Source organism: Microbacterium oleivorans, assembly GCF_001691565.1.
Lineage (GTDB): Bacteria > Actinomycetota > Actinomycetes > Actinomycetales > Microbacteriaceae > Microbacterium > Microbacterium oleivorans_B.
Map to the genome: position 1 here is coordinate 940959 of NZ_MAYO01000003.1, position 26037 is coordinate 966995.

Below are 26037 nucleotides of genomic sequence, written 5' to 3' on the forward strand. Positions count from 1 at the left end.
CCGGTGCTCCGGCGCGGCGGGGATCAGACGCCCGTGAGACCCTCGCCCGTATCGAACGGCGCGTCGAGCGAGCGGGTGAGCTCATCGAGCATCGCCGCGATCTGCGGCTCCACGTACTGCGCGATCGCCGTCTGGATCCTCAGCCGGTGCCGGAGCAGGAGCGTGCACACCTCGCGCCCGACCATGCTCGCGTACTCGTCCGCGAGCCGGACCTCCTGCCGGAGCGCCGCCTTCGCGTCCTCGGACAACGGCGGGAGTGCGGGGACAGCGGCATCCGCTTCGTCCGCCATCCCGGCGATCGTGAACAGGAAGGGAGCGCCGGGCACCGGATCGGGATCCATCGGCAGGCCGTCGAACTCCGGCTCGAGGCCCTCCGAGGGCCGATAGGTGCGGGAGCGGTTGCGGTCGGCCTGCTGGTCGAGCTCGGCCTGGAGCATGGGCAGATTCCGCGCCGTGTACAGGGCGACAGCGTGGTCGACGATCGTCTTGATCCGGGTCGACAGCCCGTGCTGCACGCCGTGCGGCACGTCGGAACCGAGGCCCGCCGCAGAGAGGACCGGTGACCCCAGGCACCGGCGGCAGGGGGCCACCCGACCGCGGTGGGTGGCGGGCTCCCAGCGCGGCAACCAGCGCAGCCAGGCCTCCACGGCCTGGCTGACCTGCGTCTCGAGCGAGCGCTCCACGCGTCCATTGTCGCGGAGACACGGCCCGATCGGGGGTATTTCAGAGCAGCGGGATGCCGCGGCCCGTCATTCGTCGTCCTCGTCGCGCTCCCACGGCCACTCCGGTCGACGGGCGCGCGTGCGATGAAGCGCGATGCCCGCCCAGGCGGCAGCAGCCGCAGTCGCCCCGAGGACGAGGGCGTACCAGGACAGCGCGAACTCCCCCGCGACGCCGAGGGACGCCGCCGCATCGGCGCCGCCGAGGACTCCCCCGACGACGACGCCCAGAAGGTACGCGGCGATCGTCGCGATCATCACCCATGCTGCGGCCGGGTAACGACGGCGACGCACCGCACCGTACTCCGTTCCGGCGAACACGACGCCGGACAGGAGCATGGCGGCGATGCCGGCCCCTTGTCCGAGATCGGGCGCCGAGAGGACATCGGTGTTCGTGAGCAGGCTCGTGAAACCGAACCCGCAGATCGCGAGCGCTGCGAACCCCACCGTCGCGAAGAAGGCGGCGATGGGGGCTGCGACACCGACGGGCTGGTCCATCAGCCCCGAGCGTACGTCAGTACTGGTGCAGTTGCGGACCGGCTTCGAGGGTGCGCTCGTACTCGCGCTGCGCCTCGTCGTTCAGTTCCGTCACGCGACGCCCGCGAGCGGAGACCCAGGCACCGAACCAGATCGTGATCTCGCGACCGAGGACGAAGGCGATGACCGCCAGCGGCGCGAGGAGCTGGTCGCCGACGATCTGGGCTGCCTGCGAGGGCGCGATGGACCAGAACGGCGCCTGGAAGAGCTGCCCGAGCAGATGCCCGCCGTAGGCCACGGCGCCGACGAGGAGGCCGAACACGACCCACCGGCCCCACCGTCCGCGGTTGATGAAGGCACCGAGGATCCAGAACCCGAGGAAGAAGACCACGACGGGCACCCAGAAGCTCCACGTCGTCACGATGTCCACGACGCTCTGGCCGAGCGCGTTGACGGCCAGACCGTCCTCGAGCGCCTTGAGCCCCAGCGCTGCCGCCAGGTAGAGCACCGCGAACAGCAGAGCTGCGAGGAGTCCGATCGCGCCGGCCGCACCGCGGTTGCCGCGCGGACGAGGTGCCTCCGGCGCCTGAACGAAGATCGGCTGCTGGGAGTACACGGCGGTCGGAGCAGCAGTCGACGCCGGCTCACTCGCGGTGACGGTCGTCGGAGTGTGATCGGCGTGCGAGTAGGCCTCGGTGGCGGCCGACGGAGCGGCGGCATCCGTGCTCACGGACTCGTTCGACCGCGTCGACGGCGTGGATTCGGCAGGAGCGGTCTCAGCCTCGGGAGTGGCGGGGCGGTAGAGCGGCTCGCTGCTGACGGCGCTCGCGGTGACGGGAGCGTCCGGTTCGCTGTACTTGCCGTAGTCGATGGACAGGTCCGACCCGCGATCGGTCACGTCGAAGGAGCGGTCACCGCGAGGGCGGTCGTCAGCCGTGCGCGATGCCGCCTCGGCATCGGCGAGACTGTCGTTGGCACTGCCGACGACATCATCCACGCCGCGTGATCCGTCGGCGGAGGTGTGCTCCTCCACGGGCTCGCCGAAAGCCGGCTCGGTCGTCTTGTCGTTGCGCTCGCCGAACTGGGGGTCGCTCATTGCCGTGTCACTCCTCACGCAGGGGCGTACGCCGCCGCTGCAGTGAGCGTATCCCCGCACGTCACAGGCGCCGCGGAGGCGCCCCGACGTGTCTCGGACGCGGCGCCTCCGGCGGTGCGTATCGTGGAGACATGGCGAGGCGACGGGCGAGGATCGGGCGGGCTCTCGGCGCGGCCGCAGCCGTGCTCATGGCTCTGTCCGTCGCGGCCTGCGCGCCCGAACCGGATGCCGCACCTCCGGCACCCACCGATGCGGCATCCGCCACGCCCCGCCCCACGCTCACGCCGGTCGCGATCGCCGACTTCCCCTTCGGCCCCTCGACATCCACGACGCCGCTGCCCTCGGACTGCGAGAGCATCCTGACCCCCGGCATCCGCGCCTCCCTCGAGGGCATTCCGCTGAACGCGCCCGGGATGGGCGGGGGCATCCGCCCCGACAGCAGCCGCGTCTGCGTGTGGGCGGATCCCGGGGCGAGCCGCACGAGCCTCGTGACCGTCGTCGGGTACTCCCCCGAGCGGGATGCACGCGACGCGCTCTACCTGCTCGGCGTCGATGACGGCTACCTCTGCTACGAGCCGGACCACGGGCTCCGGTGCGAGAAGAGCGGCAAAGACGCGCTCGGACTCTCGCAGGGACGCACCGTGTTCTGGCGCGACGGCGTCGCTATCGACACGCAGTACCGCAACCTCGCCCCGCAGGGTTACACCGACGGAATCGTGAAGGCGATCTGGGGCTGACCGCTCAGTCCGCCGCCGCGGGCCACACCGCTGCGGCGACGCCGTCGGCGTAGCCGGCGGGGTGCCACGCCCGCTGCGAGGTCGACACCCACCGCCCCGCACCTGCCTCGATCGTCTCGATGAGGTCCCCGTCGGTGCGCGTGCAGCGGACGCGGCCCTCCTCGTCGCCGCACGTGAACTTCTTCGTCGGCAACGCGGCCGCGGCGACGGCACCCGCATCCGTGGGCACGGTTGCGACGGTCGTCGAGATCTCCCCCTCGTCGGAGGTCCACCGACACGTGAGGACGACAGCCGGTTCGAGCGCTGCCACGAGATCCTCCGCCGTCGACACGGGCGGGTCGGTGGACTCGGCGACCTGGGCGCCGTCCGTCCACCGGAGTTCCGCCCACGATGCCTCGTTGTAGAGGTCGCGGCAGACGCGCGGGCCGTCGCTGGCCGCCGGCGAGGCTCCCGGTGCTCCCGTGTCGGAATCGCCCGCGGACTGCGCGCCGCCACCGGCCTGCGCGACCCACTGCGTCGCCGCGGGGAAGAGGGGGAAGGCGAGGACCAGCAACGTCACGACGACCGCCGCACTCACGACCCCGACGAACCATGCGAAAACCGAGTTCCGCCCTGCGACCCGTGCCATGCGTCCCACGGTAGCGGCGCAGCACCGACGCAGAGGTGCGGCAACGCCGAAGGCCCCCGGGAACGAGTCCCGGGGGCCTTCGGTCAGACGATCACACCTCGATCAGTTGTAGCTGCCGGGGGTGAAGTCGTCGGTCGAGAAGCTGTCGAAGTCGACGTAGCTCAGGTCGGCGTCGCTGTACGCACCGTCCGAGGCGAAGATGCGGTTGGGGTACCGCTCGCTCTTGGCCTCCTCCGTCGCCTCGACCACGACGTTGCGGTACTTCGCAAGGCCGGTGCCGGCGGGGATGAGCTTTCCGATGATGACGTTCTCCTTGAGGCCGACGAGCGGGTCGCTCTTGCCCTCCATGGCCGCCTGCGTGAGGACGCGGGTGGTCTCCTGGAACGATGCGGCCGAGAGCCACGACTCCGTCGCGAGCGACGCCTTCGTGATACCCATCAGCTCGGGACGACCCGACGCGGGGCGCTTGCCCGCGGCGACCGCCTCGCGGTTCATCTGCTGGTAGCGCTTGAAGTCCACCAGCTCACCGGGCAGGAGGTCCGTCTCGCCGTGGTCGACGACCGTGACCTTGCGCAGCATCTGGCGCACGATGACCTCGATGTGCTTGTCGTGGATCGGCACACCCTGCGAGCGGTACACGCCCTGCACACCGCCGACGAGGTACTTCTGCACCTCGCGGGCACCCTGCACGCGCATGACCTCCTTGGGGTCGAGCGTTCCGACCTGCAGCGGCTGACCGACCACAACGCGCTGGCCGTCCTCGACGAGGAGGGTGGCGCGCTTGAGGACCGGGTAGACGTGCGGCTCGTCGCCGTTGTCCGGGGTCAGGATGAGCTTCTTGGCCTTGTCGGTCTCATCGATCTTGATGACACCGTCGGCCTCGGCGATCGGGGACGCACCCTTGGGGGTGCGGGCCTCGAACAGCTCCTGGACGCGGGGCAGACCCTGGGTGATGTCGTCCGCCGATGCCGAACCACCGGTGTGGAACGTACGCATCGTCAGCTGGGTACCGGGCTCACCGATCGACTGGGCGGCGATGATGCCGACGGCCTCGCCGATGTCGACGAGCTTGCCGCTGGCCAGCGACCGGCCGTAGCACTTCGCGCACACACCGACGGCCGAGTCGCAGGTCAGGACCGAGCGCACCTTGATGCTCTCGATGCCACCGGCGACCAGCTTGTCGATGAGGACGTCGCCCACGTCGTCGCCGGCCTCGGCCAGGACGGTGCCCTGAGCGTCGACCACGGCGGCTGCGAGGGTACGGGCGAACACCGAGTTCTCGACGTTCGCGTCGCGGACGAGCTCGCCGTCGGCGCCGGGAGCGGCGATCGTGAACTCGAGGCCCTTGGTCGTGCCGCAGTCCTCCTCGCGGATGATGACATCCTGCGAGACGTCGACGAGACGACGCGTGAGGTACCCCGAGTCGGCCGTACGGAGGGCCGTGTCGGCCAGACCCTTACGGGCACCGTGCGTCGCGATGAAGTACTCCGCCACCGACAGACCCTCGCGGTACGAGGAGATGATCGGACGGGGGATGATCTCACCCTTGGGGTTGTTCACCAGGCCTCGCATACCCGCGATGTTGCGGATCTGCAGCCAGTTACCACGAGCACCCGAGCTCACCATGCGGTTGATGGTGTTGTCGGCCGGGAAGTTGTCCCGCATCGCCTTCTGGACCTCGTCGGTCGCCTCGGTCCAGATCTTGATGAGCTCCTGACGACGCTCGGCGTCGGTCGTGAGGCCCTTCTCGAACTGGCCCTGGACCTTCGCTGCCTGCTTCTCGTAGGCGGCGACGATCTCCTTCTTGTTCGGCGGCGTGAGCACGTCGCTGAGGGCGACGGTCACACCCGAACGGGTGGCCCAGTAGAAGCCGGCGTCCTTGATCCGGTCGAGGGATGCCGCGACCTCGGTCTTCGGGTACTCCTCAGCCAGCTTGTTGACGATCTGCGACAGCTTGCCCTTGTCCGCCTGCTCGCGCACGAACGGGTATCCCTTGGGCAGGGTGTCGTTGAAGATCGCCTGGCCGAGCGAGGCATCCACGAGACCGTGGCGCTCGTAGCCCTCGGGAGCCTCCCCCTCGAGGAAGGTCAGGCCGGGGACGCGGATGCGGACCTTGGCCTGCAGGTCGAGGGTGCCCTCGTCCTTGGCCAGGATCGCCTCGCCGACGGAACCGAACACACGGCCCTCACCGGCGGCACCCTCCTTGAGGGTCGTCAGGTGGTGCAGACCGATGATCATGTCCTGCGAGGGCAGGGTGACCGGGCGGCCGTCGGACGGCTTCAGGATGTTGTTCGACGCGAGCATCAGCACGCGGGCCTCGGCCTGAGCCTCGACCGACAGCGGCAGGTGCACGGCCATCTGGTCACCGTCGAAGTCCGCGTTGAACGCGGCGCAGACGAGCGGGTGGAGCTGGATGGCCTTGCCCTCGACGAGCTGCGGTTCGAACGCCTGGATGCCGAGACGGTGAAGCGTGGGCGCACGGTTCAGGAGAACCGGACGCTCGCGGATGATCTCCTCGAGCACGTCCCAGACCTCGGGACGGGTGCGCTCGACGGCACGCTTGGCTGCCTTGATGTTCTGCGAGTGACCGAGGTCGATCAGGCGCTTGATGACGAACGGCTTGAAGAGCTCCAGGGCCATCTGCTTGGGCAGACCGCACTGGTGCAGCTTCAGCTGCGGGCCGACGATGATGACCGAACGACCCGAGTAGTCGACGCGCTTGCCGAGCAGGTTCTGGCGGAAACGACCCTGCTTACCCTTCAGCATGTCGCTGAGGGACTTCAGGGCGCGGTTGCCGGTACCGGTGACGGGACGACCGCGGCGGCCGTTGTCGAACAGGGCGTCGACGGCCTCCTGCAGCATCCGCTTCTCGTTGTTGACGATGATCTCGGGGGCACCGAGGTCGATCAGGCGACGGAGACGGTTGTTGCGGTTGATCACGCGACGGTACAGGTCGTTCAGGTCCGACGTGGCGAAACGGCCACCGTCGAGCTGGACCATGGGGCGAAGCTCCGGCGGGATGACGGGAACGACGTCCAGGACCATCGACGCGGGGCTCATGCCCGTCGACAGGAACGAGTTGACGACCTTCAGGCGCTTGATCGCTCGGATCTTGCGCTGGCCCTTGCCCTCGGAGATCTGCAGGTGCAGCGAGTCCGCCTCGGCGGCCAGGTCGAACGCCTCGAGACGACGCTTGATCGACTCGGCGCCCATGTAGGCCTCGAAGTACTGACCGAAGCGGTCCTGCAGCTCCTGGAAGATGTCGTCTTCCTGCTTGAGCTGGCCGACCTCGAGGTTACGGAACTCGTCCCACATCCGCTCGAGCTTGGCGACCTGCTCGTCGCCGCGCTTGCGGATGGTGGTCATCTCCTTCTCGGCGGCGTCCTTGGCCTTCTTCTTCTGGTCGGCCTTGGCTCCCTCCGCCTCGAGGGCGGCGAGCTCGTCTTCCAGCTTCTGCAGGCGGTCGGCGACGCGAGCGTCACGACGGTCGGCGATGTTCTTGATCTCGAGGCGGAGGTTCGCCTCGTGGGTCGGGAGGTCGCGGTGACGCGCATCCTCGTCGACCGAGATCACCATGTAGGCGGCGAAGTAGATGACCTTCTCGAGGTCCTTCGGCGCCATGTCCAGCAGGTACCCGAGGCGCGAAGGGACGCCCTTGAAGTACCAGATGTGGGTGACCGGGGCGGCGAGCTCGATGTGGCCCATGCGCTCACGACGGACGGAGGACTTGGTGACCTCCACGCCGCAGCGTTCGCAGACGATGCCCTTGAAGCGGACGCGCTTGTACTTGCCGCAGGCGCACTCCCAGTCGCGCGACGGCCCGAAGATCTGCTCTCCGAAGAGGCCGTCCTTCTCGGGCTTCAGCGTGCGGTAGTTGATGGTCTCGGGCTTCTTGACCTCGCCGAAGGACCAACGACGGATGTCGTCGGCGGTGGCGAGACCGATGCGAAGCTGATCGAAGGTGTGTGACTCGAGCACTGATTCTCCTGTGTCGGAATTCTGTTCGTTGCCGGTACGGGTCAGATCTCGTCGATCGACGTCGACTCGAACCGGGTGGAGATGTTGATGCCGAGCTCTTCCGCTGCACGGAAGGCCTCGTCGTCACTGTCACGCAGGTTCACCTCGGTGCCGTCGGCCGAGAGGACCTCGACGTTCAGGCAGAGGGACTGCATCTCCTTCATGAGGACCTTGAACGACTCCGGGATGCCGGGCTCCTGGATGTTCTCGCCCTTGACGATCGCTTCGTAGACCTTGACGCGTCCCACGATGTCGTCGGACTTAATCGTCAGCAGCTCCTGCAGCGCGTATGCGGCGCCGTAGGCCTCGAGCGCCCAGACCTCCATCTCACCGAAGCGCTGGCCACCGAACTGGGCCTTACCGCCGAGCGGCTGCTGGGTGATCATCGAGTAGGGGCCCGTCGACCGTGCGTGGATCTTGTCGTCGACAAGGTGGTGCAGCTTCAGGATGTACATGTAGCCGACCGAGATCGGAGCCGGGAAGGGCTCGCCGGAACGGCCGTCGAACAGCTTCGCCTTGCCGGAGCTGTCGATGAGACGCTCTCCGTCACGGGTCAGGTTCGTGGAGTCGAGCAGACCTGCGATCTCCTCCTCGAACGCGCCGTCGAACACCGGGGTGGCGACCTTCGTGCCGGGAGCGGCCTCGCGAGCCTGCTCGGGGAGCTTGGCAGCCCACTCCGGGGATCCCTCGACCTTCCAGCCCTGCTTCGCGACCCATCCGAGGTGGGTCTCGAGGACCTGACCGAAGTTCATTCGACCGGGGATACCGAGCGGGTTCAGCACGACGTCGACCGGGGTGCCGTCCGCGAGGAAGGGCATGTCCTCCACGGGCAGGATCTTCGCGATGACGCCCTTGTTGCCGTGGCGGCCGGCGAGCTTGTCACCCGCGGTGATCTTGCGCTTCTGGGCGATGTAGACCACGACGCGGCGGTTGACACCCGAGCCGAGCTCGTCGTCGCCGTCCTCGGCGTTGAACTCCTTGACGGCGATGATCGTGCCCTGCTCGCCGTGGGGCACCTTCAGCGAGGTGTCACGGACTTCGCGGCTCTTCTCGTTGAAGATCGCGCGGAGCAGGCGCTCCTCGGCCGAGAGCTCGGTCTCACCCTTGGGCGTGACCTTGCCGACGAGGATGTCACCGGGGCGGACCTCGGCGCCGATGCGGATGATGCCGCGCTCGTCGAGGTCCTTCAGCAGGTCGGGGCTGACGTTGGGGAGGTCACGGGTGATCTCCTCCTTGCCCAGCTTCGTGTCGCGGGCGTCGACCTCGTACTCCTCGATGTGGATCGAGGAGAGGGTGTCGTTCTTGACGAGCTCCTGGCTGAGGATGATGGCGTCCTCGAAGTTGTGACCCTCCCACGTCATGAAGGCGACGAGGAGGTTCTTGCCGAGGGCGAGCTCGCCGTCCTCGGTGGCGGGACCGTCGGCGATGACCTCGCCGACCTCGACGCGCTCACCGGCCGAGACCACGACGCGCTGGTTGTACGACGTGCCCTGGTTGGAGCGGTCGAACTTCCGGAGGAAGTAGTCCTGCGTGCCGCCCTCGTCGAGCTGGACGGTGACGACGTCGGCCGAGACCTCGGAGACGACACCGGCCTTCTGCGCCGTGAGGACGTCGCCCGCATCGATGGCGGCGTAGCCCTCCATACCCGTACCGACGATCGGCGACTCGCTGCGCAGCAGCGGGACGGCCTGACGCTGCATGTTGGCACCCATGAGGGCGCGGTTCGCATCGTCGTGCTCGAGGAAGGGGATGAGGGAGGTCGCGACCGACACCATCTGGCGCGGCGAGACATCCATGTAGCCGATCTCGTCGACCGGGAACAGGTCGACCTCGCCACCCTGGCCGCGGCGGGCGAGGATCCGGTCGTTGACGAACGTGCCGTCGGCGTTGAGTTCGACACCGGCCTGCGCCACGACGTAGTCGGCCTCTTCGGCAGCCGTCAGGTAGTCGATCTGGTCGGTGACCTTGTTGCCCACCACGCGGCGGTACGGCGTCTCGATGAAACCGAACGCGTTGATGCGCGCGAAGGATGCGAGCGAACCGATGAGGCCGATGTTCGGGCCTTCCGGGGTCTCGATCGGGCACATGCGGCCGTAGTGCGAGGGGTGGACGTCACGGACCTCGACGCCGGCACGCTCACGCGAGAGACCACCGGGGCCGAGCGCGGAGAGGCGACGCTTGTGGGTCAGCCCCGCGAGCGGGTTGTTCTGGTCCATGAACTGCGACAGCTGCGACGTTCCGAAGAACTCCTTGATCGCGGCCACGACGGGACGGACGTTGATCAGGGTCTGCGGCGTGATCGCCTCGATGTCCTGCGTGGTCATGCGCTCGCGGACGACGCGCTCCATGCGGGACAGACCGGTGCGGACCTGGTTCTGGATGAGCTCGCCGACGGCGCGGATGCGACGGTTGCCGAAGTTGTCGATGTCGTCGACGTCCAGGCGGATCTCGGCGGCCTTGCCACCGCGGACGCCGTCGTAGCTGACGTCGCCGCGGTGCAGACGGACGAGGTACTTGATCGTCGCGACGATGTCCTCGACGGTCAGGACCGAGTCGGTCAGCTGCTTGTCGATGCCGAGCTTCTGGTTGATCTTGTAGCGACCGACCTTGGCCAGGTCGTAGCGCTTCGGGTTGAAGTAGAAGTTGTCCAGCAGCGCGCGGGCGGCCTCGGCGGCGACCTGCTCGCCCGGACGGAGCTTGCGGTAGATGTCGCGGAGCGCGTCCTCCTTGGTGAGGATCGTGTCCTTCTCGAGGGTCTCCTCGATCGAGCTGAAGCCCGCGAACTCCTGCATGATGTCTTCGGTCGTCAGGCCGAGAGCCTTGAGGAAGACGGTGACCGACTGCTTGCGCTTGCGGTCGATGCGCACACCGACCTGGTCGCGCTTGTCGATCTCGAACTCGAGCCACGCACCACGGCTGGGGATGACGCGAGCCGAGACGATGTCCTTGTCGGACGTCTTGTCGGGGGTCTTGTCGAAGTAGACACCGGGCGAACGCACGAGCTGCGAGACGACGACGCGCTCGGTGCCGTTGATGATGAACGTGCCCTTGGCGGTCTGGAGCGGGAAGTCGCCCATGAAGACCGTCTGCGTCTTGATCTCACCCGTGAGGTGGTTCATGAACTCGGCCTCGACGTAGAGGGGGGCGGCGTAGGTCTTGCCGCGCTCCTTGCACTCCTCGATGGAGTACTTCTCGGGCTCGAGGTACGGGTTCGTGAACGAGAGCTGCATCGTCTCGCCCAGGTCCTCGATCGGCGAGATCTCCTCGAAGATCTCCTCGAGGCCGCTGATCTCCGGGACATCGGTGCGACCGGCGGCCTGAGCCTCGGCGACGCGCGCCTTCCACGCCTCGTTGCCGACGAGCCAGTCGAACGACTCGGTCTGCAGCGCGAGAAGGTCGGGGACCGTCAGCGTGTCGGAGATCTTGGCGAACGAGAGGCGGGATGCTCCGCGGCCGTTCTTGGTGGTGGTGGTGGAAGTTGCGTTGCGCGCAGCAGCCAAGGGAATTACCTCCGTGAGCCCGGGGAGGGCTGGTTTTCCTTGTCGTCAGGTGGAGTACTCCCGTCCACGCCTGCGGCGCGCGCCGACGGAGACCGTCGGGGGCGCAGGCACAAGCCGACCACCATATGAGGGCAAGTAGAGGGGAGCGCAACTACCCACTATAGGCCGCGCGACGCGCCGTGTCCAGTCGGATCGTTGACGAGTCCGGCAGGCTGCGGTATAACTCGCGGGCTGCCCTCAGTTCCACTGCCAGGTCACGAGGACCGATTGCGCGACGGCATCCCGATCAGCCTGCGGGGTGTCGACGTTCGACGCGAACGTGACGATGTAGGTCTGTCCGGCGTTGACGAGATAGAACTGGTCGATCCGGTACGGCATCTCGCCCTGCTCGACCCGCGCCGTGAGGTGGGCGGACTCGGACCCGGCCGCCGTGATCCGGTCCAGCGCCTCGACCTCGGACGCGCCGGCCCCCTCGAGCTGAGCGACGCCGGCCTCCTCGACCTGCTCCGAGGTGACCTCTCCGCCGGGCGAGACCAGGATGTTCACGTTGTCGCTGAAGCCGTCGTCGTCCTGCAGGTCGGCAGCGAAGGTGGTCTCGTCGAACCCGTCCGGAGCGCCGTCCGGGAACCCCCACCCCTCGGGCAGGGTGAGCGTGTACTGCTCGGCCGTGATGGTGTCCCCGGTCGCCGGGGCGAACTCCGCGGCATCCGTCTCGGGAGCGGGGACGCCGTCGCTCGATCGTGTCGGCGGCGCGGCCTGCGACCCGCAACCGGCGAGCCCCAATCCTGCGACGAGCATGAGGGCGACGGAGGCGCGACGAAGGGACATGCCCGCCAACCTACGCGGCACGGCGCGTCAGAGCCGAGGGCTTGCGCTCCGCAGCAGAAGATGCGACCCCGGCCTCGCCTGCGCGAGTGCCGCCCGTCCCGCAGCGGTGACGACCGCGATGACCGGATATCCGCCCGTCACCGGGCCGTCCGGTCCGAGGATCACGGGACGACCGTCGGGCGGCACCTGGACCGCGCCCGGCAGCATCCCCTCGCTCGGGAGTTCGCGGGCCGCGGCATCCGCTGTCCGTTCCAGGGGAGGACCGTCGAGTCGGATGCCGACGCGGTCGGCTCGGGCATCGACGATCCACCGCGTGTCGAGGAACCCCTGCCGGGCGGCGGGGGTGAACCAGTCGGCGCGGGGGCCCGCGGCGACATCGACGACGAGGACATCCGGCGGCGGCGTCCACGGCCAGGAATCGATGGGCGGGACCGGATGCCGCGCGGCATCCGCCGTCGCGACCTCTTCGCCCGCGCGCAGCGGCTCGGCGCCGATGCCGGCGAGCGTGTCGGTGGCCGCGGAGCCCAGCGCGTCGGATGCGGCGATGCCGCCCCGCACGGCGAGGACGACACGGATGCCGGCGCGGGCGATGCCGATCGTGAGCTCGGCGCCGGCAAGCCACTGGACGGGACGGTAGGGATCGACGTCGCGTCCTCCGACTCGGATCGGCGCCCACGCGCCGGTCGCGGCGATCCAGAGATCGCGCTCGGCCACGGCGCGGAAGCCACCGAGGGCGATCTCGAGGACCGCCGCTCCGACCGGGTTGCCGACGAGACGGTTCGCGGCAGCGAAGGCGGGCTGGTCCGCCGCGCCGGACCGGGCGACGCCGTCGGCGAGCCGCCCGGGACGACCGGCATCCTGCACCGTCGTGAGGGCACCGGGGTCGGTGACTCTGAACGCGACGGGGCCGGCCGGAGCGGCGGGCCGAGAGGTGCGGGCGACGGTCGCCGCGACCGCCCGGCGGAACCGCACCCTCGTGCCGGGACGCAGCAGCACGGGCTCGGGCGCTCCGGGCTCGAACAGGGGTGCGTCCGTCGTCCCGATGAGCTGCCACCCGCCCGGGGTGTCGCGGGGGTAGGCGCCGGAGAACCTGCCCGCGAGGGCGACCGCCCCCGAGGGCACCCGCGTGCGGGGTGTCGCGCGGCGGGGCACGTCGAGGTCCCAGTCCTCACTCACCAGGTAGCCGAACCCCGGCGCGAAGCCCGTGAAGGCGACGGTCCATCGAGCCGCCAGGTGGCGGGCGACGAGCTGTTCCGTCGACAGGCCGAGGAGGGATGCCGTCTCGGCGAGGTCCGCTCCGTCGTAGACGACCGGCACCTCGACCTCATCCGGCGCGGGCGCGGCGTCCGCCGGGACGCGGGGCGCGGCATCCGTCCCCGTGATCCAGGCGCGGGCCGTCGCGAGCGGCAGGACCGCGGGATCGACGTGCGCGAGCACCGTCCGCGCCGCGGGCACGAGATCGACGACCCCGGCGGGACGCGTCCCGGCGAGGCGGGCGTGCAGGTCGAGGACGTCAGCGAGCGCGGCGACCTCGACGAGCAGCGCACTGTCGCCGAAGGGCCGGATCACCACGGGGCACGCACGGCGACCCCCGCGGCGTCGAGCGCGGCTCGGACCGCCTCGGCCATGGCGACCGAGCCCGCCGTATCGCCATGGAGGCACAGCGACGCCGCCTCGACCCGGACCGCCGATCCGTCGACGGCGTCGACCCGCCCCGCGCGGACCAGCGTCACCGCGCGCGCTGCGACGAAGCCCGGGTCGTGCAGCAGGGCGCCCGGGTCCGTCCGCGGGACGAGTCCGCCCGAAGCGAGGTACCCGCGGTCGAGGAAGGCCTCGACGAAGAACGGGATGCCGCGGGTCGCCGCCACCTCGGCGATCACCCCCGGCATCCCGAGCAGCGGAATCGGCCTGCCGAGACTCTCGGAGACGTCGGCGACGGCGTCCGCGACGGCGACGGCCGTCTCGGACGCGGCGGAGACGGCGTGATAGAGCGCTCCGTGCGGCTTGACGTAGCGGAGGTCGGCCCCGGCGCGGACGAGCGCGGCGATCTGACCCCGGACCTGCTCGCGCAGGAGTGCGGGCGGGACGGCGAGCGCGACGCGGCCGAACCCGGCCCGGTCGACGAAGGAGGGGTGCGCGCCCACGGCGACGCCCCGCGCCGTCGCCCGACGGACGGCATCCGTCATCGAGGCCTCGTCGCCCGCATGTCCTCCGCACGCGACGGACGCACTCGAGATCACCGCGAACATGGCCTCGTCATCGGCGGTCGGCACGCCCTCGACCGTCTCACCGAGGTCCGCGTTCAGGTCGATCGACGCCATGAGGCCACGGTAGCGGCGGGGCAGGGTGAACGGTGGGCGAAGGATCCGTCAACCCGTAGTGGGCGCGGGGGCCCGGACCGTAGCGTCGAGGGTGTCGCCGGAGGACCGCTCCGGCCGGAAGGAGAGCCGCTGTGGCGTACATCACCGTGGGGACCGAGAACTCGGTCGACGTCGACATCTTCTACACCGATCAGGGATCGGGCCAGCCCGTCGTCCTGATCCACGGGTTCCCCCTGAACGGGGAGTCCTGGGGCAAGCAGCAGGCCGCCCTGCTCGAGGCCGGCTACCGGGTCATCGCGTACGACCGGCGCGGATTCGGGGCATCCACCAAGACGGCGTCGGGCTCGGACTACGACACGTTCGCCGCGGACCTCCACGCGCTCATCGAAGAGCTCGAACTGACCGACGCCGTCCTCGTCGGATTCTCGATGGGGACCGGTGAGATCGCCCGCTACCTCTCGCGCTACGGAGCGGACCGCATCGCGAAGGTCGCCTTCCTCGGCTCGCTCGAGCCGTGGCTGCTGAAGACGGAAGAGAACCCGGACGGCGCCGGAGACCAGGCGTTCTTCGACGGTACGGCCGCTGCCGTCGCCGAGGACCGGTACGCCTTCCTGACCGGGTTCTTCAACGACTTCTACAACCTCGACGACTACCTCGGGAACCGCATCTCGCAGGAGGCCCTCGACGCGTCGATCGCCGTCGCGAACCAGGCCGGCAACGCCGCGATCGCCGCGGCCCCCTTGACGTGGCCGACCGACTTCCGCGCCGACATCCCCGCCGTCGCGGTCCCTGCGCTCATCGTCCACGGCACAGCCGACAACATCCTGCCGATCGACGCGACGGCCCGGAAGTTCCGCGAACTCCTCCCCGAGGCCGCGTACGTCGAGATCGAGGGCGCTCCGCACGGCCTTCTCTGGACGCACGGCGCCGAGGTCAACGAGGCGCTGCTCGGGTTCCTGCAGGACTGACTCGCGTCGACCGGATGCCGGGGTTCAGCCGGCGACGATCGCCTCGGGGATGCGCGCGCGCATGACCGCGAGCGCGTCGGCGCTGTGGTCGATGAGCACGGCGTCGCGCCCGAGGGCGTCGGCGACCGCGCCCGTCGTCCCCGAGCCCGCGAACAGGTCGAGGACCCGGTCTCCCGGCCGGCTCGACGCCTGGACGATACGGCGCAGGATCCCCTCGGGCTTCTGCGTCGGGTAGCCCGTCTTCTCCCGCCCCGAGGTCGGGACGATCGTGTGCCACCACACGTCGGTCGGCAGCTTGCCCCGCGCCGCCTTCTCGGGCGTGACGAGACCGGGAGCCATGTACGGCTCCCGGTCCACGGCATCCGAGTCGAAGAAGTACGCGGTCGGATCCTTCACGTAGACGAGGATCGTGTCGTGCTTGCTGGGCCAGCGCTTGCGCGATTTCGCACCGTAGTCGTACGCCCAGATCAGCTCGTTGAGGAAGCACTCCCGGCCGAAGACGGCGTCGAGCATGACCTTCGCGTAATGCGCCTCGCGGTAGTCGAGGTGCAGATACAGCGTGCCGTCGTCCTGCAGCAGCCGCCACGCCTCGCGCAGCCGCGGCTCGAGGAAGCCCCAGTAGTCGTCGAACCGGTCGTCGTACAGCTTCAGCGTGCCGCGCGTGCGGGCGTACGACGTGCCGCGGAACCCGCCCTTCACGGGGCCTGCCGGCGGCGTCGGGGCGTCGGGATCGGGCACGAGGTGTTCGGTATTCAGTCCCGCCGCTGCAAGCGCCGGGACGGGAAGTCGGGGATCCGCGGATGCGGGCGGTGCGGCACCCGTTGCGGACTGAATACGGACCGCGGACTCGATCGCCCGCTCCTGCGTCCGGCCGGTGTTGAACGGCGGGTCGAGGTAGACGAGCGCGAACGAGGCGTCCGGCAGACGCCGGGCGACCTCGAGGTTGTCGCCGAGATGGATCTCGACGGTCACGGAACGCGGCGCAGCCAGGCGTCCGTCGAGAACTTCGACTCGACGAGCGCCTCGGCCTCGGCGTACTCCTCCTCCGAGATCGAGCCCGGCTTCGCGCCGTACAGCGACGTGAAGGTCTCCGTGAAGCGCTGGATGATCTCGGCACGGGAGAGGCCCGTCTGACTGCGGAGCGGGTCGACGCGCTTCGCGGCGGACGCCGTCCCCTTGTCCGAGAGCTTCTCGCGACCGATCCGCAGGACCTCGGTGAGCACCTGCCCGTCCATGTCGTAGCTCAGGGTCGCGTGGTGCAGCACTCCCCCGTTGGCGAGGCGCTTCTGCGCGGCACCGCCGATCTTGCCCTTCGACGAGGCGATGTCGTTGAGCGGCTGGTACGTCGCGTCGATCCCGAGCGAGCGGAGCGCGTGCAGCACCCAGTCGTCGAGGAAGGCGTACGAGTCGGCGAACGTCATCCCCGCGACGAGGGATGCCGGCACGTACAGCGAGTACGTGACGATCGAGTTCGCGGCCATCAGCATCGCGCCGCCGCCGGAGATGCGTCGGACGACCTGGAAGCCGTGCTTCGCAGCCCCCTCCGGATCGACCTCGTTGCGGTACGACTGGAACGACCCGATGACGACGGCGGACTCGTTCCATTCCCAGATGCGGAGCGTCGGCGTACGACGTCCGTCGCCCACTCGCGTGGTGAGCACCTCGTCGAGGGCGAGGTTCATCGCGGGCGAGACGGCCTCGTCATGGACGACCTCCCACTCGAACTCGGTCCAGCCCGGCGCCACGATGAGCGCGCGGCGGACGGCGGTGGCGACGGCCTCGGGAGTGAACCCGAGCAGCTGCGCCCCCTCGGGGAGCGCGCCGCGGACAGCGGCGGCGATCGTCGCGACGTCGGCCTCGGTCGGGAGACCGGTCACCGCCGCGTCTATGTCGGCAAGCGCGTCGTCGGGTTCGAGGAAGAAGTCGCCCGCGAGATGGAAGTCCGCGATGCGGCCGTCCTCCACCTCGAGGTCGACGACGACCAGCTTGCCGCCAGGGACCTTGTACTCGCCGTGCATGGTCCTATTCTCCCGTGTCCGCGGACGGTGCGGCTGCGCGGCGCGGAACGGATGCCTCATCTCGCCGGGCGATGCGGGCGTCCAGCCACGCGAGCAGATCGGCGCGCGCCTCCGGAGCGCAGTGCTCGTTGAAGATCTCGTGTCGCGCGTCGGGATAGACGAGGGTCGTCACGTCGGTCAGCCCCGAGCGCGTCCGGTAGGCGTCGGCGAGGCGGTGGACGCTCCGCGGACCACCCACCGGGTCGTCACGACCGACCATGAGCAGGACGGGCAGGTCCGCGCCGAAGTCGCGTTTCGGCTTGCCGATGAGGCGGAGTGTGTCGAGGGGACCGAAGAGCTTCGGCAGGGGCACGGTCGTCGTCAGCGGATCGTCGAGGAACGCGCGGCCGACCGCGGCACCCGTCGACAGCCATTCCACTCCCGTCGCATCCGCACCCGCCCAGCGCTTGTTGAGGGGCGCCGCGTTGAGGTCGCCGGGCCAGAGGAGGGAAGAGCCGGAGAGGACGACGGCGTCGTAGGCGCGCGGATCGGCGTTCACCAGCTTCTGGGCCAGGAACGACCCCCACGAGTGCCCGAGAAGGACCAGCGGGAGGCCCGGGTTCTCGTCGCGGATGATCCGCGTGAACTGCTGGAGCCCGGCGACGGTGGCCCGCAGGCCCCCGGGTCCGAGCCGGCCGAGGCGGGAGTGGTCCCCGGCGTGCTGGCGCAGGCCCGTCCGGCCGTGGCCGCGGTGGTCGTCGGCGTAGACGTTGAAACCGTCGGCGGTGAGGGCGTCGATCACACCGGTGTAGCGGCCGGCGTGCTCGCCCACCCCGTGGAGGAGCTGGATCACGCCGCGCGGCGAACCGTGCGCCGCATGGACGTCGTAGACGATCGCGATGCCGTGTGCATCGATGAACTCGGGCATGCGTCGAATCCTAGGGGTCGCCCGCCCTCCCCGCGCTCGACCCGCTCCAAGCCATTAGCCAGACTAATGAGTTATGCTAAACAAATATGAGCAGCGCACCCGAGACGACCACCGCGGATCTGGCGCTCGCCGCATCCGATTTCCGCATGGCGACCTTCCGCCTCGCGCGTCGCCTGCGGTCGCAGCGCGCCGTCGACACCATGAGCGACGGTCACTTCGCCGTCCTGGCCGGACTGAAAATGCACGGACCGCACACGCTCGGCGAGCTGGCCGAGCGAGAGCGCGTGTCCGCCCCGTCGATGAACCGCACGGTGAACTGCCTCGAGGAGCTCGGCTACCTCAGCCGCACCCCCGACGAGAACGATCGCCGCAAGGTCGTCATCGACCTCACCGAGTCCGGCCGCGATGTCGTCGTCGAGACGGTCCGTCGCCGCGATTCCTGGCTCGAGCACGCGTTCGAGGAGCTCAGCCCCGCCCAGCGCGACACGCTCGCCGAGGCCGCGACGATCATGCAGGAGGTGGCCGGCCGATGAGCTCCGCCATGTTCCGCTCCTTCTCGGTGTTCAACTACCGGGTCTGGTTCATCGGCGCGCTCGTGTCGAACGTGGGCGCGTGGATGCAGGCGACCGCCCTCAGCTGGGTCGTGCTGACCCAGCTCACCGACAACGACGCGACGGCGATGGGCATCACGATGGCGCTGCAGTTCGCGCCGCCGCTCCTGCTCGTCGGGCTGACCGGCCTCGTCGCAGACCGCTTCGATCGCCGGAAGCTCCTGTTCGTCACCCAGGGCTCGCTCATGCTGCTCGGCCTCATCATCGGCGTCCTGCTGCTCACGGGCAGCATGAACCTCTGGACGATGTACGCCTTCGCGTTCGCCCTCGGGATCGTCGCCGCCTTCGACAACCCGACGAGGCAGGCGTTCGTCTCCGACCTCGTCGCCCGCGAGAACGCGTCGAATGCGGTCGCGCTCAACGCGGCATCCTTCAACACGGCCCGCATGATCGGGCCCGCCGTGGCCGGCCTCGTCATCGTCGCGGTCGGCACCGGCTGGGTGTTCCTCGTCAACGCCCTGACGTTCCTCGCGATGCTGATCGCCCTGAGCCTCATCCGCTCCGCCGAGCTCGTCCCCCGCCCGAAGCTGCACAGTGCTGCGCGCATGGCCGACGGCCTGCGCTACGTGGCGAGCAGACCCGACCTCGTCGTCACGTTCATCATGGTGTTCCTGCTGGGTGCATTCGGCATGAACTTCCCGATCCTCGCCTCGACGATGGCTCTCGAGTTCGGACAGAACGCGGACGGCTACGGCGTTCTCAGCTCGATCCTCGCGATCGGCTCGCTCGCGGGCGCTCTGCTGGCGGCGCGCCGGGACCGCGCGCGCCTGCGGCTCGTGATCCTCGGGCTCGGGCTGTTCGCCGTCGCCTCGGTCCTGTCTGCGGCCATGCCGGTGTACATCGCCTACGCCGCGACCCTCATGCTGATCGGCTTCTCGACGGTGACGACCCTCACGACCGCGAACGGCTACGTGCAGACGACGACCGAGCCCGCCCTCCGCGGACGCGTGCTCGCCCTCTACATGGCGATCCTGATGGGCGGGACGCCGTTCGGCGCGCCCATCGTGGGGTGGGTCGCCGACGCGTTCGGCCCGCGCGCGGCGATCCTCCTCGGTGCGGCGGCAGCGCTCATCGCCTTCGGCGTGGGCGGCGGCTGGCTGCTCTTCTCGGGTCGCCTGCACCGCCATGAGACGCGCCGCTTCGCGATGACGATCGACGAGACCCGCCCGATCAGCGTCGTCGCACCCGAGGAGTTCAGCGACGAGGTCGCCGCGACGACGCCGATCCGACTCCCCGACGCGGACGTCGCCGCTGCGGCGGCCGGGACGGATGCGACGGCCCGTCGCCGCTGACCGGCTCGGCGATTCCGGGGACGCGACCTGCCGCGCGGCATCCGCCCGGCGGACGAGTCGCGTGCCGTCGGACGAGCCTGTCAAGGGGGCGGATGCCGCGCCGCCGCGTGCGTAGCGTCGCGGCCATGAGCGACACAACACCCACCCCGGAGCAGGACGACCCGACCGGCGTCGACGAGGTCACCGAGAACCAGCTCGACGCCGACAACGAGGTCGAGGAGGACACCCTCAAGACCCTCGACCCCGACGATTCCCCCGCCTGAGGCGCCGAGTCACGCCTCGCGCGTGATGAGGACCGTCACCTCGAGGCGGCTCTTGAACGGTCCCGCGTACACGCCGCGCAGCGGCGGTACGTCGTTGTAGTCGCGCCCGCGGCCGACCGTGACGTGCCGGTCGCCGATCTCGGCGTCGTTCGTCGGGTCGAAGCCGTGCCAGGACCCCGCGTACCACTCGATCCAGGCGTGCGACTCCCCGGCGACGGGGACGCCGACCTCGGCGGTGGGGTTCGGGTGCAGGTACCCCGACACGTAGCGTGCCGGGATTCCGACGGAGCGGAGGGCGCCCAGGGCGATGTGCGCCATGTCCTGGCAGACACCCTTCCGCTCCGCCCACGCCTCGGCACCGGTCGACTGGACCTCGGTCGCACCGGGGACGTACTCGACGGCCTGACCGATGGCCGTTGCGATCGCGAGAGCCGCGTGCGACGGGTTCTCGTGCTGGGCGGCGATGCCCGCGGCGAGGTCGGCGACTTCGGGATGCGGCTCGGTGCGCCGCGTCTGCGAGAGCATCTCGACGGTGCCGATCGACCGCTGCGCGTCGCGCCCGAGTGCCTCCCACGACATGTCGGGGTGGGTCAGCGGCCGCGCACGGACCTCGACGAGCGAGCGCGCGGTGATCTGCAACGCGGAGTGCTTCGCCAGGACATCGAAGGCCGCCACCCGCGTACCGAAGTAGTCGACGAAGTAGTTCACGTTCGTCGACGGGTCGATGTCGAGCTGCGAGCTCAGGACGAACTGGCTGTCGCTCGTCGTCGGCAGCATCCGCGCCTCGTTGTACGACGCCCCCACCTCACCCGGGTAGTCGAAGCCCGTCGTGTGCTCGATGCGCAGCCGCTTCATGAGGTCTCTCCGATCCAGCTGGGTTCGGCCTGGGTCGGGAAGAACCTCGCCCGGATGGCCTCGGACGCCTCGCGCGTCACCGACTGCACCCTCTGCATGTGGGCGGGGAGCTCGGTGAGCACCTCGTCGATCGGGCGGTACTCGAGTTCGTTGCGCATCCGACCGAGAGCCCGGAGCACCGAGTTGGAGTGCCCGACCCGATCGGCGACGGGGTCGATCGCACTCATGCACTGCTCGGCCGTGCGGATCGAGTGGATGATCGACCGCGGGAAGAGACGGTCGAGCAGAAGGAACTCCGCCGCGTTCTGCGAACTCGGCATCCCGCGGTAGGTCCGCAGGTACGCCTCGTACGCGCCGCAGGAACGCAGGATGGTCGTCCAGGACGGACCGGATGCCTCGGTCAGCGACCTCGTCGCGAGCATCCGCGCGGTCATGTCGGTGCGCTCGATGGCCCTCCCGAGCGTGAAGAACTGCCAGGCCTCGTCGTGACTCGTGGAACTGTCCGTGACGCCGACGGCGAGCGCGGCGCGCTCGCGGACCCATTGGAAGAACTCGTGCGTCTTCTCGTCGTTGAGGCGGCGCGGCATCCGCGAGTACGTCGTGTTGAGCGTCTCCCAGAGCTCGGTCGACACGATCTCGCGCGCGCGCCGGGCGTTCTCGCGGGCAGCTTGCAGGCAGTACGCGATCGACGACGGGTTGACCCGGTCGACGGCGAGCAGGGTGAGCACGTCACCGCGGGTGACGACACCTCCACCGTCGGCGGGGGCGGCCCCCATGACGCCCATGAGCGACCGGCACGCGGTGTCCTCGTCGATCCACGGGTCTTCGAGGAGGAGCTGGAGGTGCACGTCGAGGATGCGGGCGGTGCCGTCCGAGCGCTCAATGTAGCGGCCGATCCAGAAGAGGCTCTCGGCGATACGGCTCAGCATCCCGCCTCCCCTCCCTCGACGTCGCTGCCCTGCTGCTGCTGTTCCTGCTGCTGCTGTTCCTGCTGTTCGGACAGCGTGCGCGGCCGATCCTGCGGCGAATGGTCGGGCTCGTCCTGCGCGTCGTAGATGATCGGGATGGCCGAGGTCGCGGTGGCCTGCTCCGCGACGAGACCGGCGAGGGACTGCGCCTGCCCGTACTCGCCTCGGCCGGGCGCGTCGCCCCCGACGATCCAGGTGTCCTTCGAACCGCCGCCCTGGCTCGAGTTGACGACGAGCTGGCCTTCGGGGAGGGCGACGCGGGTGAGCCCGCCGGGGAGCACCCACACCTCGTCGCCGTTGTTCACGGCGAAGGGGCGGAGGTCCGCATGGCGCGGACGCATCCCGTCGTCGACGAGGGTGGGAATCGTGGAGAGCATGACGACCGGCTGCGCGATCCAGCCGCGCGGGTCGGCCCGGAGCTTCGTGCGGAGCGCATCGAGCTCCGCAGGGCTCGCGTCGGGGCCCACGACGAGACCCTTCCCACCGGAGCCGTCCACGGGCTTCACGACGAGCTCGTCGAGCCGGTCGAGCACCTCCTCGAGGGCGCCCGGGTCCTCGAGACGCCAGGTGTCGACGTTCTTGAGGATCGGCTCCTCGGCCAGGTAGTACCGGATCAGGTCGGGCACGTACGTGTAGAGCAGCTTGTCGTCGGCCACGCCGTTGCCGACCGCGTTCGCGATCGTGACGTTGCCCAGGCGCGCCGCGAGCATGAGCCCGGGGGCGCCGAGCATCGAGTCGGCGCGGAACTGCAGCGGGTCGAGGAAGTCGTCGTCGATCCGGCGGTAGATGACGTCGACGCGGCGGGGTCCCCGCGTCGTCCGCATGAAGACCCGGCCGCCCTGGCAGACGAGGTCGCGACCCTCGACGAGCTCGACACCCATGAGGCGCGCGAGCAGCGTGTGCTCGAAGTAGGCGGAGTTGTAGACACCCGGGGTGAGCACGACGACGTTCGGGTCGTCGACGCCGGGCGGCGCGGAGTTCCGGAGGGCCTGCAGGAGCTTGTTCGGGTAGTCGCCGACGGGGCGCACGCGCATCGAGACGAAGAGTTCGGGGAGCGTCTGCGCCATAACGCGACGGTTCGAGATGACGTAGCTGACGCCCGACGGCACGCGGACATTGTCCTCGAGGACGCGCATCTCGCCGTGCTCGTCGCGGATGAGGTCGATCCCGGCGACCTGGATGCGGACCCCGTTGGCGGAGCGGATGCCGGCGGCCTGACGGTAGAAGTACTGCGACGACGCGATCAGCTTCGCCGGCAGGACACCGTCGCGGACGACGTGCTGGTGCCCGTAGGCGTCGTCAAGGAAGGCCTCGAGGGCGCGCACGCGCTGCTGCACGCCCTTCTCGATGCGCGACCATTCGTCGTACGCGATGACGCGCGGCACGGCATCCAGCGGGAACGGCCGCTCCTCACCCGCGAAGTCGAACGTGACGCCCTGCGCGAGATACGAACTGGCGAGTGATTCCGTGCGCCCGCGGAGCTCCTCCTGGGTCATCTGCGCGAGCGCTTGGTAGAGCTCGCGATACGACGACCGGGACCGGGCCGCCTCGCCCGGATGCGCGATCTCGGCGAACATCTCGTCGAAGGCCGGGACGCCGGACGGGGTCTTGCGCGGTGCCAGCGTGGAGCCGTATCCGTCGAAGAGGTCACCCATGCGACGAGCCTAATCCGGGCGGTGTTGCCGAAGTGTTTCGCCGTGCGGTCAGTCCGTGAGCGCGAGTCGCAGCTGCTCGACGGCCCAGTCGATCTCGGTGGCCCGGATGATCAACGGAGGCGCCATGCGGATCGTCTGTCCGTGCGTGTCCTTGACCAGGACGCCGCGAGTGAGGAGCCGCTCGGCGACCTCGCGCCCGGTCCCCTTGGCCGGATCGATGTCGACACCCGCCCAGAGTCCCGCGACCCGGATCGCCGTGACGCCCGCGCCGATCAGTGGCTCGAGACGCGCACGCAGGTGGTCGCCGAGCGCGAGTGCGCGCCGCTGCAGGTCGCCGGTTGCGAGGAGCCCGACCACGGCGAGTCCGACGGCGGCTGCCAACGGATTGCCGCCGAAGGTCGAGCCGTGCTCCCCCGGGTGGATGACACCCAGGACGTCGCGGTTCCCGACGACGGCGGAGACCGGGAGGATGCCGCCGCCCAAGGCCTTGCCGAGCAGGTACAGGTCGGGCACCACGTCCTCGCGCTCGCACGCGAAGGTCGTGCCGACGCGGCCCAGGCCGGATTGGATCTCGTCGGCGATGAACAGGACGTTCGCCGCCGTGCACATCTCCCGGACGGCGCGGAGATACCCGTCCGGCGGGATGACGACGCCGGCCTCACCCTGGATCGGTTCGATCAGGACCGCGGCGGTGTCGTCGTCGATCGCGGCCGCAAGGGCCGCGGCATCCCCGTACGGCACGACCTCGAACCCGGGAGCGAACGGACCGAAGCCGTCGCGCGCCTGCGGGTCATCGCTGAAGCCGACGATCGTGGTCGTCCGGCCGTGGAAGTTTCCCGACGCGACGAGGATCTTCGCGCGCCCCTCGGGGACGCCCTTCACCCGGTAGGCCCAGGCGCGCGCGATCTTGACGCCGGTCTCGACGGCTTCCGCGCCGGTGTTCATCGGCAAGACCATGTCCTTGCCGGCAAGGTCGGCGAGCGCACCGGCGAAGGCGCCGAGCCGGTCGTTGTGGAACGCGCGACTCGTCAGTGTCAGACGACCGAGCTGCTCGGTCGCCGCCGCGACCAGGGCGGGATGCCGGTGCCCGAAGTTCAGCGCGGAGTAGGCCGACAGGAGGTCGAGGTACCGCTTGCCCTCGACGTCGGTCACCCACGAACCCTCGCCCTCGGCGACGACGACGGGGAGCGGGTGGTAGTTGTGCGCGAGGTGCTCCGCTTCCGCCGCGATCGCGGCGTCCGACGTGGGCAGTTCGAGATCGGTCATCGCGCACCTCCGCGCAGTTCGAGCGTGCAGCACTTGATGCCGCCGCCGCCGAGCAGGAGCTCGGACAGGTCGATGGGGACGGGGACGTAGCCGCGCTCCTCGAGCTGCGCGGCGAAGTCGGCCGCTCGGGGCGAGACGAAGACGTGGAGTCCGTCACTGGCCGCGTTCAGTCCGAAGACAGCACCGTCGGCATCCGACACCCGGATGGCGTCGGGATAGCGTTCGGCGAGCACACGGCGGGACTCGTCGTCGAAGGCCGACGGCAGGTAGGCGATGTTCGCGCGGTCGACGCCGCCCGGTCCCTGGACCGGGTCGAGGACGGTGATCGCGGTGTCGAGATGGTAGAACCTCGGGTCTACGAGGCGCAGCGAGACCACCTCGCGGTCGAAGACGGCCGCCAGCTCGCGGTGGCTGTCGCCGACGGAGCGGAAGCCGGTGCCGGCGAGGATCGTGTCGCCGACGAGGAGGAAGTCGCCTTCGCCCTCTTGGACCTCGACGGGCTCGACGACCTCGAAGCCGTGCGCGGCGAACCAGTCCATGAACGGTTGCTCCTCGCCGCGGCGCTCGTCGACCCGGAAGCGGACGCCGAGCGCGCGACCGTCGACGATGAAGCCGCCGTTCGCGGTGTAGACCATGTCGGGCAGCCCCGGCACGGCATCGATCAGTTCGACCTCGTGGCCCCGCTCGACGTATGCGTCGTGGAGCACCTGCCACTGGCGGAGGGCCTTGGCGGTGTCGGTGGGGCGCGACGGCTCCATCCACGGATTGATGCTGTACGACACCGTGAAGTGCTCGGGCCGGCACATCAGGTATCGACGGTGCTGGGCGATGCGGGTGACCGTGTCGGGCTGCGTCGTCATTCTCGCTCCTCGTCTCCGGGGCGGCGGACGCTGTCCAGAGGCCCGACGGAG

At 69.7% G+C, this 26037-nt stretch carries 22 protein-coding genes; 5 read left to right on the forward strand and 17 right to left on the reverse strand.

The window, feature by feature from the left end:
* Positions 1 to 23: 23 nt before the first annotated feature.
* The 3 genes from BBA86_RS07325 to BBA86_RS07335 form a co-directional block, all read right to left on the reverse strand.
* The gene (locus tag BBA86_RS07325; protein ID WP_065570952.1) at positions 24 to 683 is read right to left on the reverse strand and encodes a spermidine/putrescine ABC transporter substrate-binding protein; all 660 of its coding nucleotides are present in this window, start codon (positions 681 to 683) and stop codon (positions 24 to 26) included.
* Positions 684 to 749: 66 nt separating this feature from the next.
* Positions 750 to 1217, reverse strand: a complete 468-nt coding sequence (locus BBA86_RS07330) for a DUF6121 family protein (protein ID WP_065570953.1) — start codon at positions 1215 to 1217, stop codon at positions 750 to 752.
* 16 nt (positions 1218 to 1233) lie between these two features.
* Positions 1234 to 2292, reverse strand: a complete 1059-nt coding sequence (locus BBA86_RS07335) for a hypothetical protein (protein WP_065570954.1) — start codon at positions 2290 to 2292, stop codon at positions 1234 to 1236.
* Between the two features lie 131 nt (positions 2293 to 2423).
* Between BBA86_RS07335 and BBA86_RS07340 the strand changes: the two genes are divergently transcribed.
* Positions 2424 to 3029: a hypothetical protein gene (locus BBA86_RS07340; protein ID WP_065570955.1), complete on the forward strand. Its 606-nt coding sequence runs from the start codon at positions 2424 to 2426 to the stop codon at positions 3027 to 3029.
* A 4-nt stretch (positions 3030 to 3033) separates the two neighbouring features.
* Here BBA86_RS07340 and BBA86_RS07345 read toward each other — a convergent pair whose 3' ends face one another.
* The 6 genes from BBA86_RS07345 to pxpA form a co-directional block, all read right to left on the reverse strand.
* On the reverse strand, positions 3034 to 3657 hold the full coding sequence (locus BBA86_RS07345) for a hypothetical protein (protein WP_065570956.1): 624 nt from the start codon (positions 3655 to 3657) through the stop codon (positions 3034 to 3036).
* Between the two features lie 102 nt (positions 3658 to 3759).
* On the reverse strand, positions 3760 to 7635 hold the full coding sequence (rpoC, locus tag BBA86_RS07350; RefSeq protein ID WP_065570957.1) for a DNA-directed RNA polymerase subunit beta': 3876 nt from the start codon (positions 7633 to 7635) through the stop codon (positions 3760 to 3762).
* Positions 7636 to 7676: 41 nt separating this feature from the next.
* On the reverse strand, positions 7677 to 11174 hold the full coding sequence (locus BBA86_RS07355) for a DNA-directed RNA polymerase subunit beta (RefSeq protein WP_065570958.1): 3498 nt from the start codon (positions 11172 to 11174) through the stop codon (positions 7677 to 7679).
* Between the two features lie 237 nt (positions 11175 to 11411).
* Positions 11412 to 12002 (reverse strand): hypothetical protein, encoded by a 591-nt coding sequence (locus tag BBA86_RS07360; protein WP_065570959.1) that lies wholly within the window; start codon positions 12000 to 12002, stop codon positions 11412 to 11414.
* A gap of 27 nt (positions 12003 to 12029) precedes the next feature.
* Positions 12030 to 13574 (reverse strand): 5-oxoprolinase/urea amidolyase family protein, encoded by a 1545-nt coding sequence (locus BBA86_RS07365; RefSeq protein ID WP_065570960.1) that lies wholly within the window; start codon positions 13572 to 13574, stop codon positions 12030 to 12032.
* A complete protein-coding gene (pxpA, locus tag BBA86_RS07370) occupies positions 13568 to 14323 on the reverse strand; it encodes a 5-oxoprolinase subunit PxpA (RefSeq protein WP_065570961.1) in 756 nt (251 codons plus the stop codon). Before pxpA ends, BBA86_RS07365 begins: the two co-directional genes overlap by 7 nt.
* 131 nt (positions 14324 to 14454) lie before the next feature.
* Between pxpA and BBA86_RS07375 the strand changes: the two genes are divergently transcribed.
* Positions 14455 to 15291 (forward strand): alpha/beta fold hydrolase, encoded by an 837-nt coding sequence (locus BBA86_RS07375; RefSeq protein WP_065570962.1) that lies wholly within the window; start codon positions 14455 to 14457, stop codon positions 15289 to 15291.
* A gap of 24 nt (positions 15292 to 15315) precedes the next feature.
* Here the strand turns inward: BBA86_RS07375 and BBA86_RS07380 are convergent, their stop codons facing one another.
* The 3 genes from BBA86_RS07380 to BBA86_RS07390 are packed head-to-tail and all read right to left on the reverse strand — an operon-like array spanning position 15316 to position 18216.
* Positions 15316 to 16263, reverse strand: a complete 948-nt coding sequence (locus BBA86_RS07380) for a DNA-methyltransferase (RefSeq protein WP_065570963.1) — start codon at positions 16261 to 16263, stop codon at positions 15316 to 15318.
* A complete protein-coding gene (locus BBA86_RS07385; protein WP_065570964.1) occupies positions 16260 to 17309 on the reverse strand; it encodes a biotin/lipoate A/B protein ligase family protein in 1050 nt (349 codons plus the stop codon). The genes BBA86_RS07380 and BBA86_RS07385 overlap by 4 nt, the downstream gene beginning before the upstream one ends.
* A gap of 4 nt (positions 17310 to 17313) precedes the next feature.
* Positions 17314 to 18216, reverse strand: coding sequence for an alpha/beta fold hydrolase (locus BBA86_RS07390; protein WP_065570965.1), 903 nt, complete (start codon positions 18214 to 18216; stop codon positions 17314 to 17316).
* Positions 18217 to 18302: 86 nt separating this feature from the next.
* Here BBA86_RS07390 and BBA86_RS07395 point away from each other — a divergent pair, with 86 nt between their 5' ends.
* The 3 genes from BBA86_RS07395 (at position 18303) to BBA86_RS14570 (ending at position 20382) form a co-directional block, all read left to right on the forward strand.
* A complete protein-coding gene (locus tag BBA86_RS07395; protein WP_065570966.1) occupies positions 18303 to 18749 on the forward strand; it encodes a MarR family winged helix-turn-helix transcriptional regulator in 447 nt (148 codons plus the stop codon).
* Complete coding sequence (locus BBA86_RS07400) at positions 18746 to 20119, forward strand: MFS transporter (RefSeq protein ID WP_065570967.1); 1374 nt, start codon at positions 18746 to 18748, stop codon at positions 20117 to 20119. Before BBA86_RS07395 ends, BBA86_RS07400 begins: the two co-directional genes overlap by 4 nt.
* 125 nt (positions 20120 to 20244) lie before the next feature.
* Positions 20245 to 20382 carry a hypothetical protein gene (locus BBA86_RS14570; RefSeq protein ID WP_189318437.1) on the forward strand — a complete coding sequence of 46 codons (138 nt, stop codon included), beginning with the start codon at positions 20245 to 20247 and terminating at the stop codon, positions 20380 to 20382.
* 9 nt (positions 20383 to 20391) lie between these two features.
* On the opposite strand, the gene BBA86_RS07405 is transcribed toward BBA86_RS14570, so the two are convergent.
* The 5 genes from BBA86_RS07405 to ddaH are packed head-to-tail and all read right to left on the reverse strand — an operon-like array spanning position 20392 to position 25986.
* Complete coding sequence (locus tag BBA86_RS07405) at positions 20392 to 21237, reverse strand: transglutaminase N-terminal domain-containing protein (RefSeq protein WP_065570968.1); 846 nt, start codon at positions 21235 to 21237, stop codon at positions 20392 to 20394.
* Complete coding sequence (locus BBA86_RS07410; RefSeq protein WP_065570969.1) at positions 21234 to 22166, reverse strand: alpha-E domain-containing protein; 933 nt, start codon at positions 22164 to 22166, stop codon at positions 21234 to 21236. The genes BBA86_RS07405 and BBA86_RS07410 overlap by 4 nt, the downstream gene beginning before the upstream one ends.
* A complete protein-coding gene (locus BBA86_RS07415; protein ID WP_065570970.1) occupies positions 22160 to 23860 on the reverse strand; it encodes a circularly permuted type 2 ATP-grasp protein in 1701 nt (566 codons plus the stop codon). Before BBA86_RS07415 ends, BBA86_RS07410 begins: the two co-directional genes overlap by 7 nt.
* Before the next feature lie 48 nt (positions 23861 to 23908).
* Positions 23909 to 25126 (reverse strand): ornithine--oxo-acid transaminase, encoded by a 1218-nt coding sequence (rocD, locus tag BBA86_RS07420; RefSeq protein ID WP_065570971.1) that lies wholly within the window; start codon positions 25124 to 25126, stop codon positions 23909 to 23911.
* On the reverse strand, positions 25123 to 25986 hold the full coding sequence (ddaH, locus tag BBA86_RS07425) for a dimethylargininase (RefSeq protein WP_065570972.1): 864 nt from the start codon (positions 25984 to 25986) through the stop codon (positions 25123 to 25125). The genes rocD and ddaH overlap by 4 nt, the downstream gene beginning before the upstream one ends.
* Positions 25987 to 26037 lie beyond the last annotated feature (51 nt).

Coding starts and splice junctions, on each gene's coding strand:
- BBA86_RS07330 (WP_065570953.1), bottom strand. CDS start 1,217: ATGGACCAGCCCGTCGGTGTCGCAGCCCCCATCGCCGCCTTCTTCGCG.
- BBA86_RS07335 (WP_065570954.1), bottom strand. CDS start 2,292: ATGAGCGACCCCCAGTTCGGCGAGCGCAACGACAAGACGACCGAGCCG.
- BBA86_RS07340 (WP_065570955.1), top strand. CDS start 2,424: ATGGCGAGGCGACGGGCGAGGATCGGGCGGGCTCTCGGCGCGGCCGCA.
- BBA86_RS07345 (WP_065570956.1), bottom strand. CDS start 3,657: ATGGCACGGGTCGCAGGGCGGAACTCGGTTTTCGCATGGTTCGTCGGG.
- BBA86_RS07360 (WP_065570959.1), bottom strand. CDS start 12,002: ATGTCCCTTCGTCGCGCCTCCGTCGCCCTCATGCTCGTCGCAGGATTG.
- pxpA (WP_065570961.1), bottom strand. CDS start 14,323: ATGGCGTCGATCGACCTGAACGCGGACCTCGGTGAGACGGTCGAGGGC.
- BBA86_RS07385 (WP_065570964.1), bottom strand. CDS start 17,309: ATGCACGGCGAGTACAAGGTCCCTGGCGGCAAGCTGGTCGTCGTCGAC.
- BBA86_RS07390 (WP_065570965.1), bottom strand. CDS start 18,216: ATGCCCGAGTTCATCGATGCACACGGCATCGCGATCGTCTACGACGTC.
- BBA86_RS07395 (WP_065570966.1), top strand. CDS start 18,303: ATGAGCAGCGCACCCGAGACGACCACCGCGGATCTGGCGCTCGCCGCA.
- BBA86_RS07400 (WP_065570967.1), top strand. CDS start 18,746: ATGAGCTCCGCCATGTTCCGCTCCTTCTCGGTGTTCAACTACCGGGTC.
- BBA86_RS14570 (WP_189318437.1), top strand. CDS start 20,245: ATGAGCGACACAACACCCACCCCGGAGCAGGACGACCCGACCGGCGTC.
- BBA86_RS07405 (WP_065570968.1), bottom strand. CDS start 21,237: ATGAAGCGGCTGCGCATCGAGCACACGACGGGCTTCGACTACCCGGGT.
- BBA86_RS07410 (WP_065570969.1), bottom strand. CDS start 22,166: ATGCTGAGCCGTATCGCCGAGAGCCTCTTCTGGATCGGCCGCTACATT.
- BBA86_RS07415 (WP_065570970.1), bottom strand. CDS start 23,860: ATGGGTGACCTCTTCGACGGATACGGCTCCACGCTGGCACCGCGCAAG.
- rocD (WP_065570971.1), bottom strand. CDS start 25,126: ATGACCGATCTCGAACTGCCCACGTCGGACGCCGCGATCGCGGCGGAA.
- ddaH (WP_065570972.1), bottom strand. CDS start 25,986: ATGACGACGCAGCCCGACACGGTCACCCGCATCGCCCAGCACCGTCGA.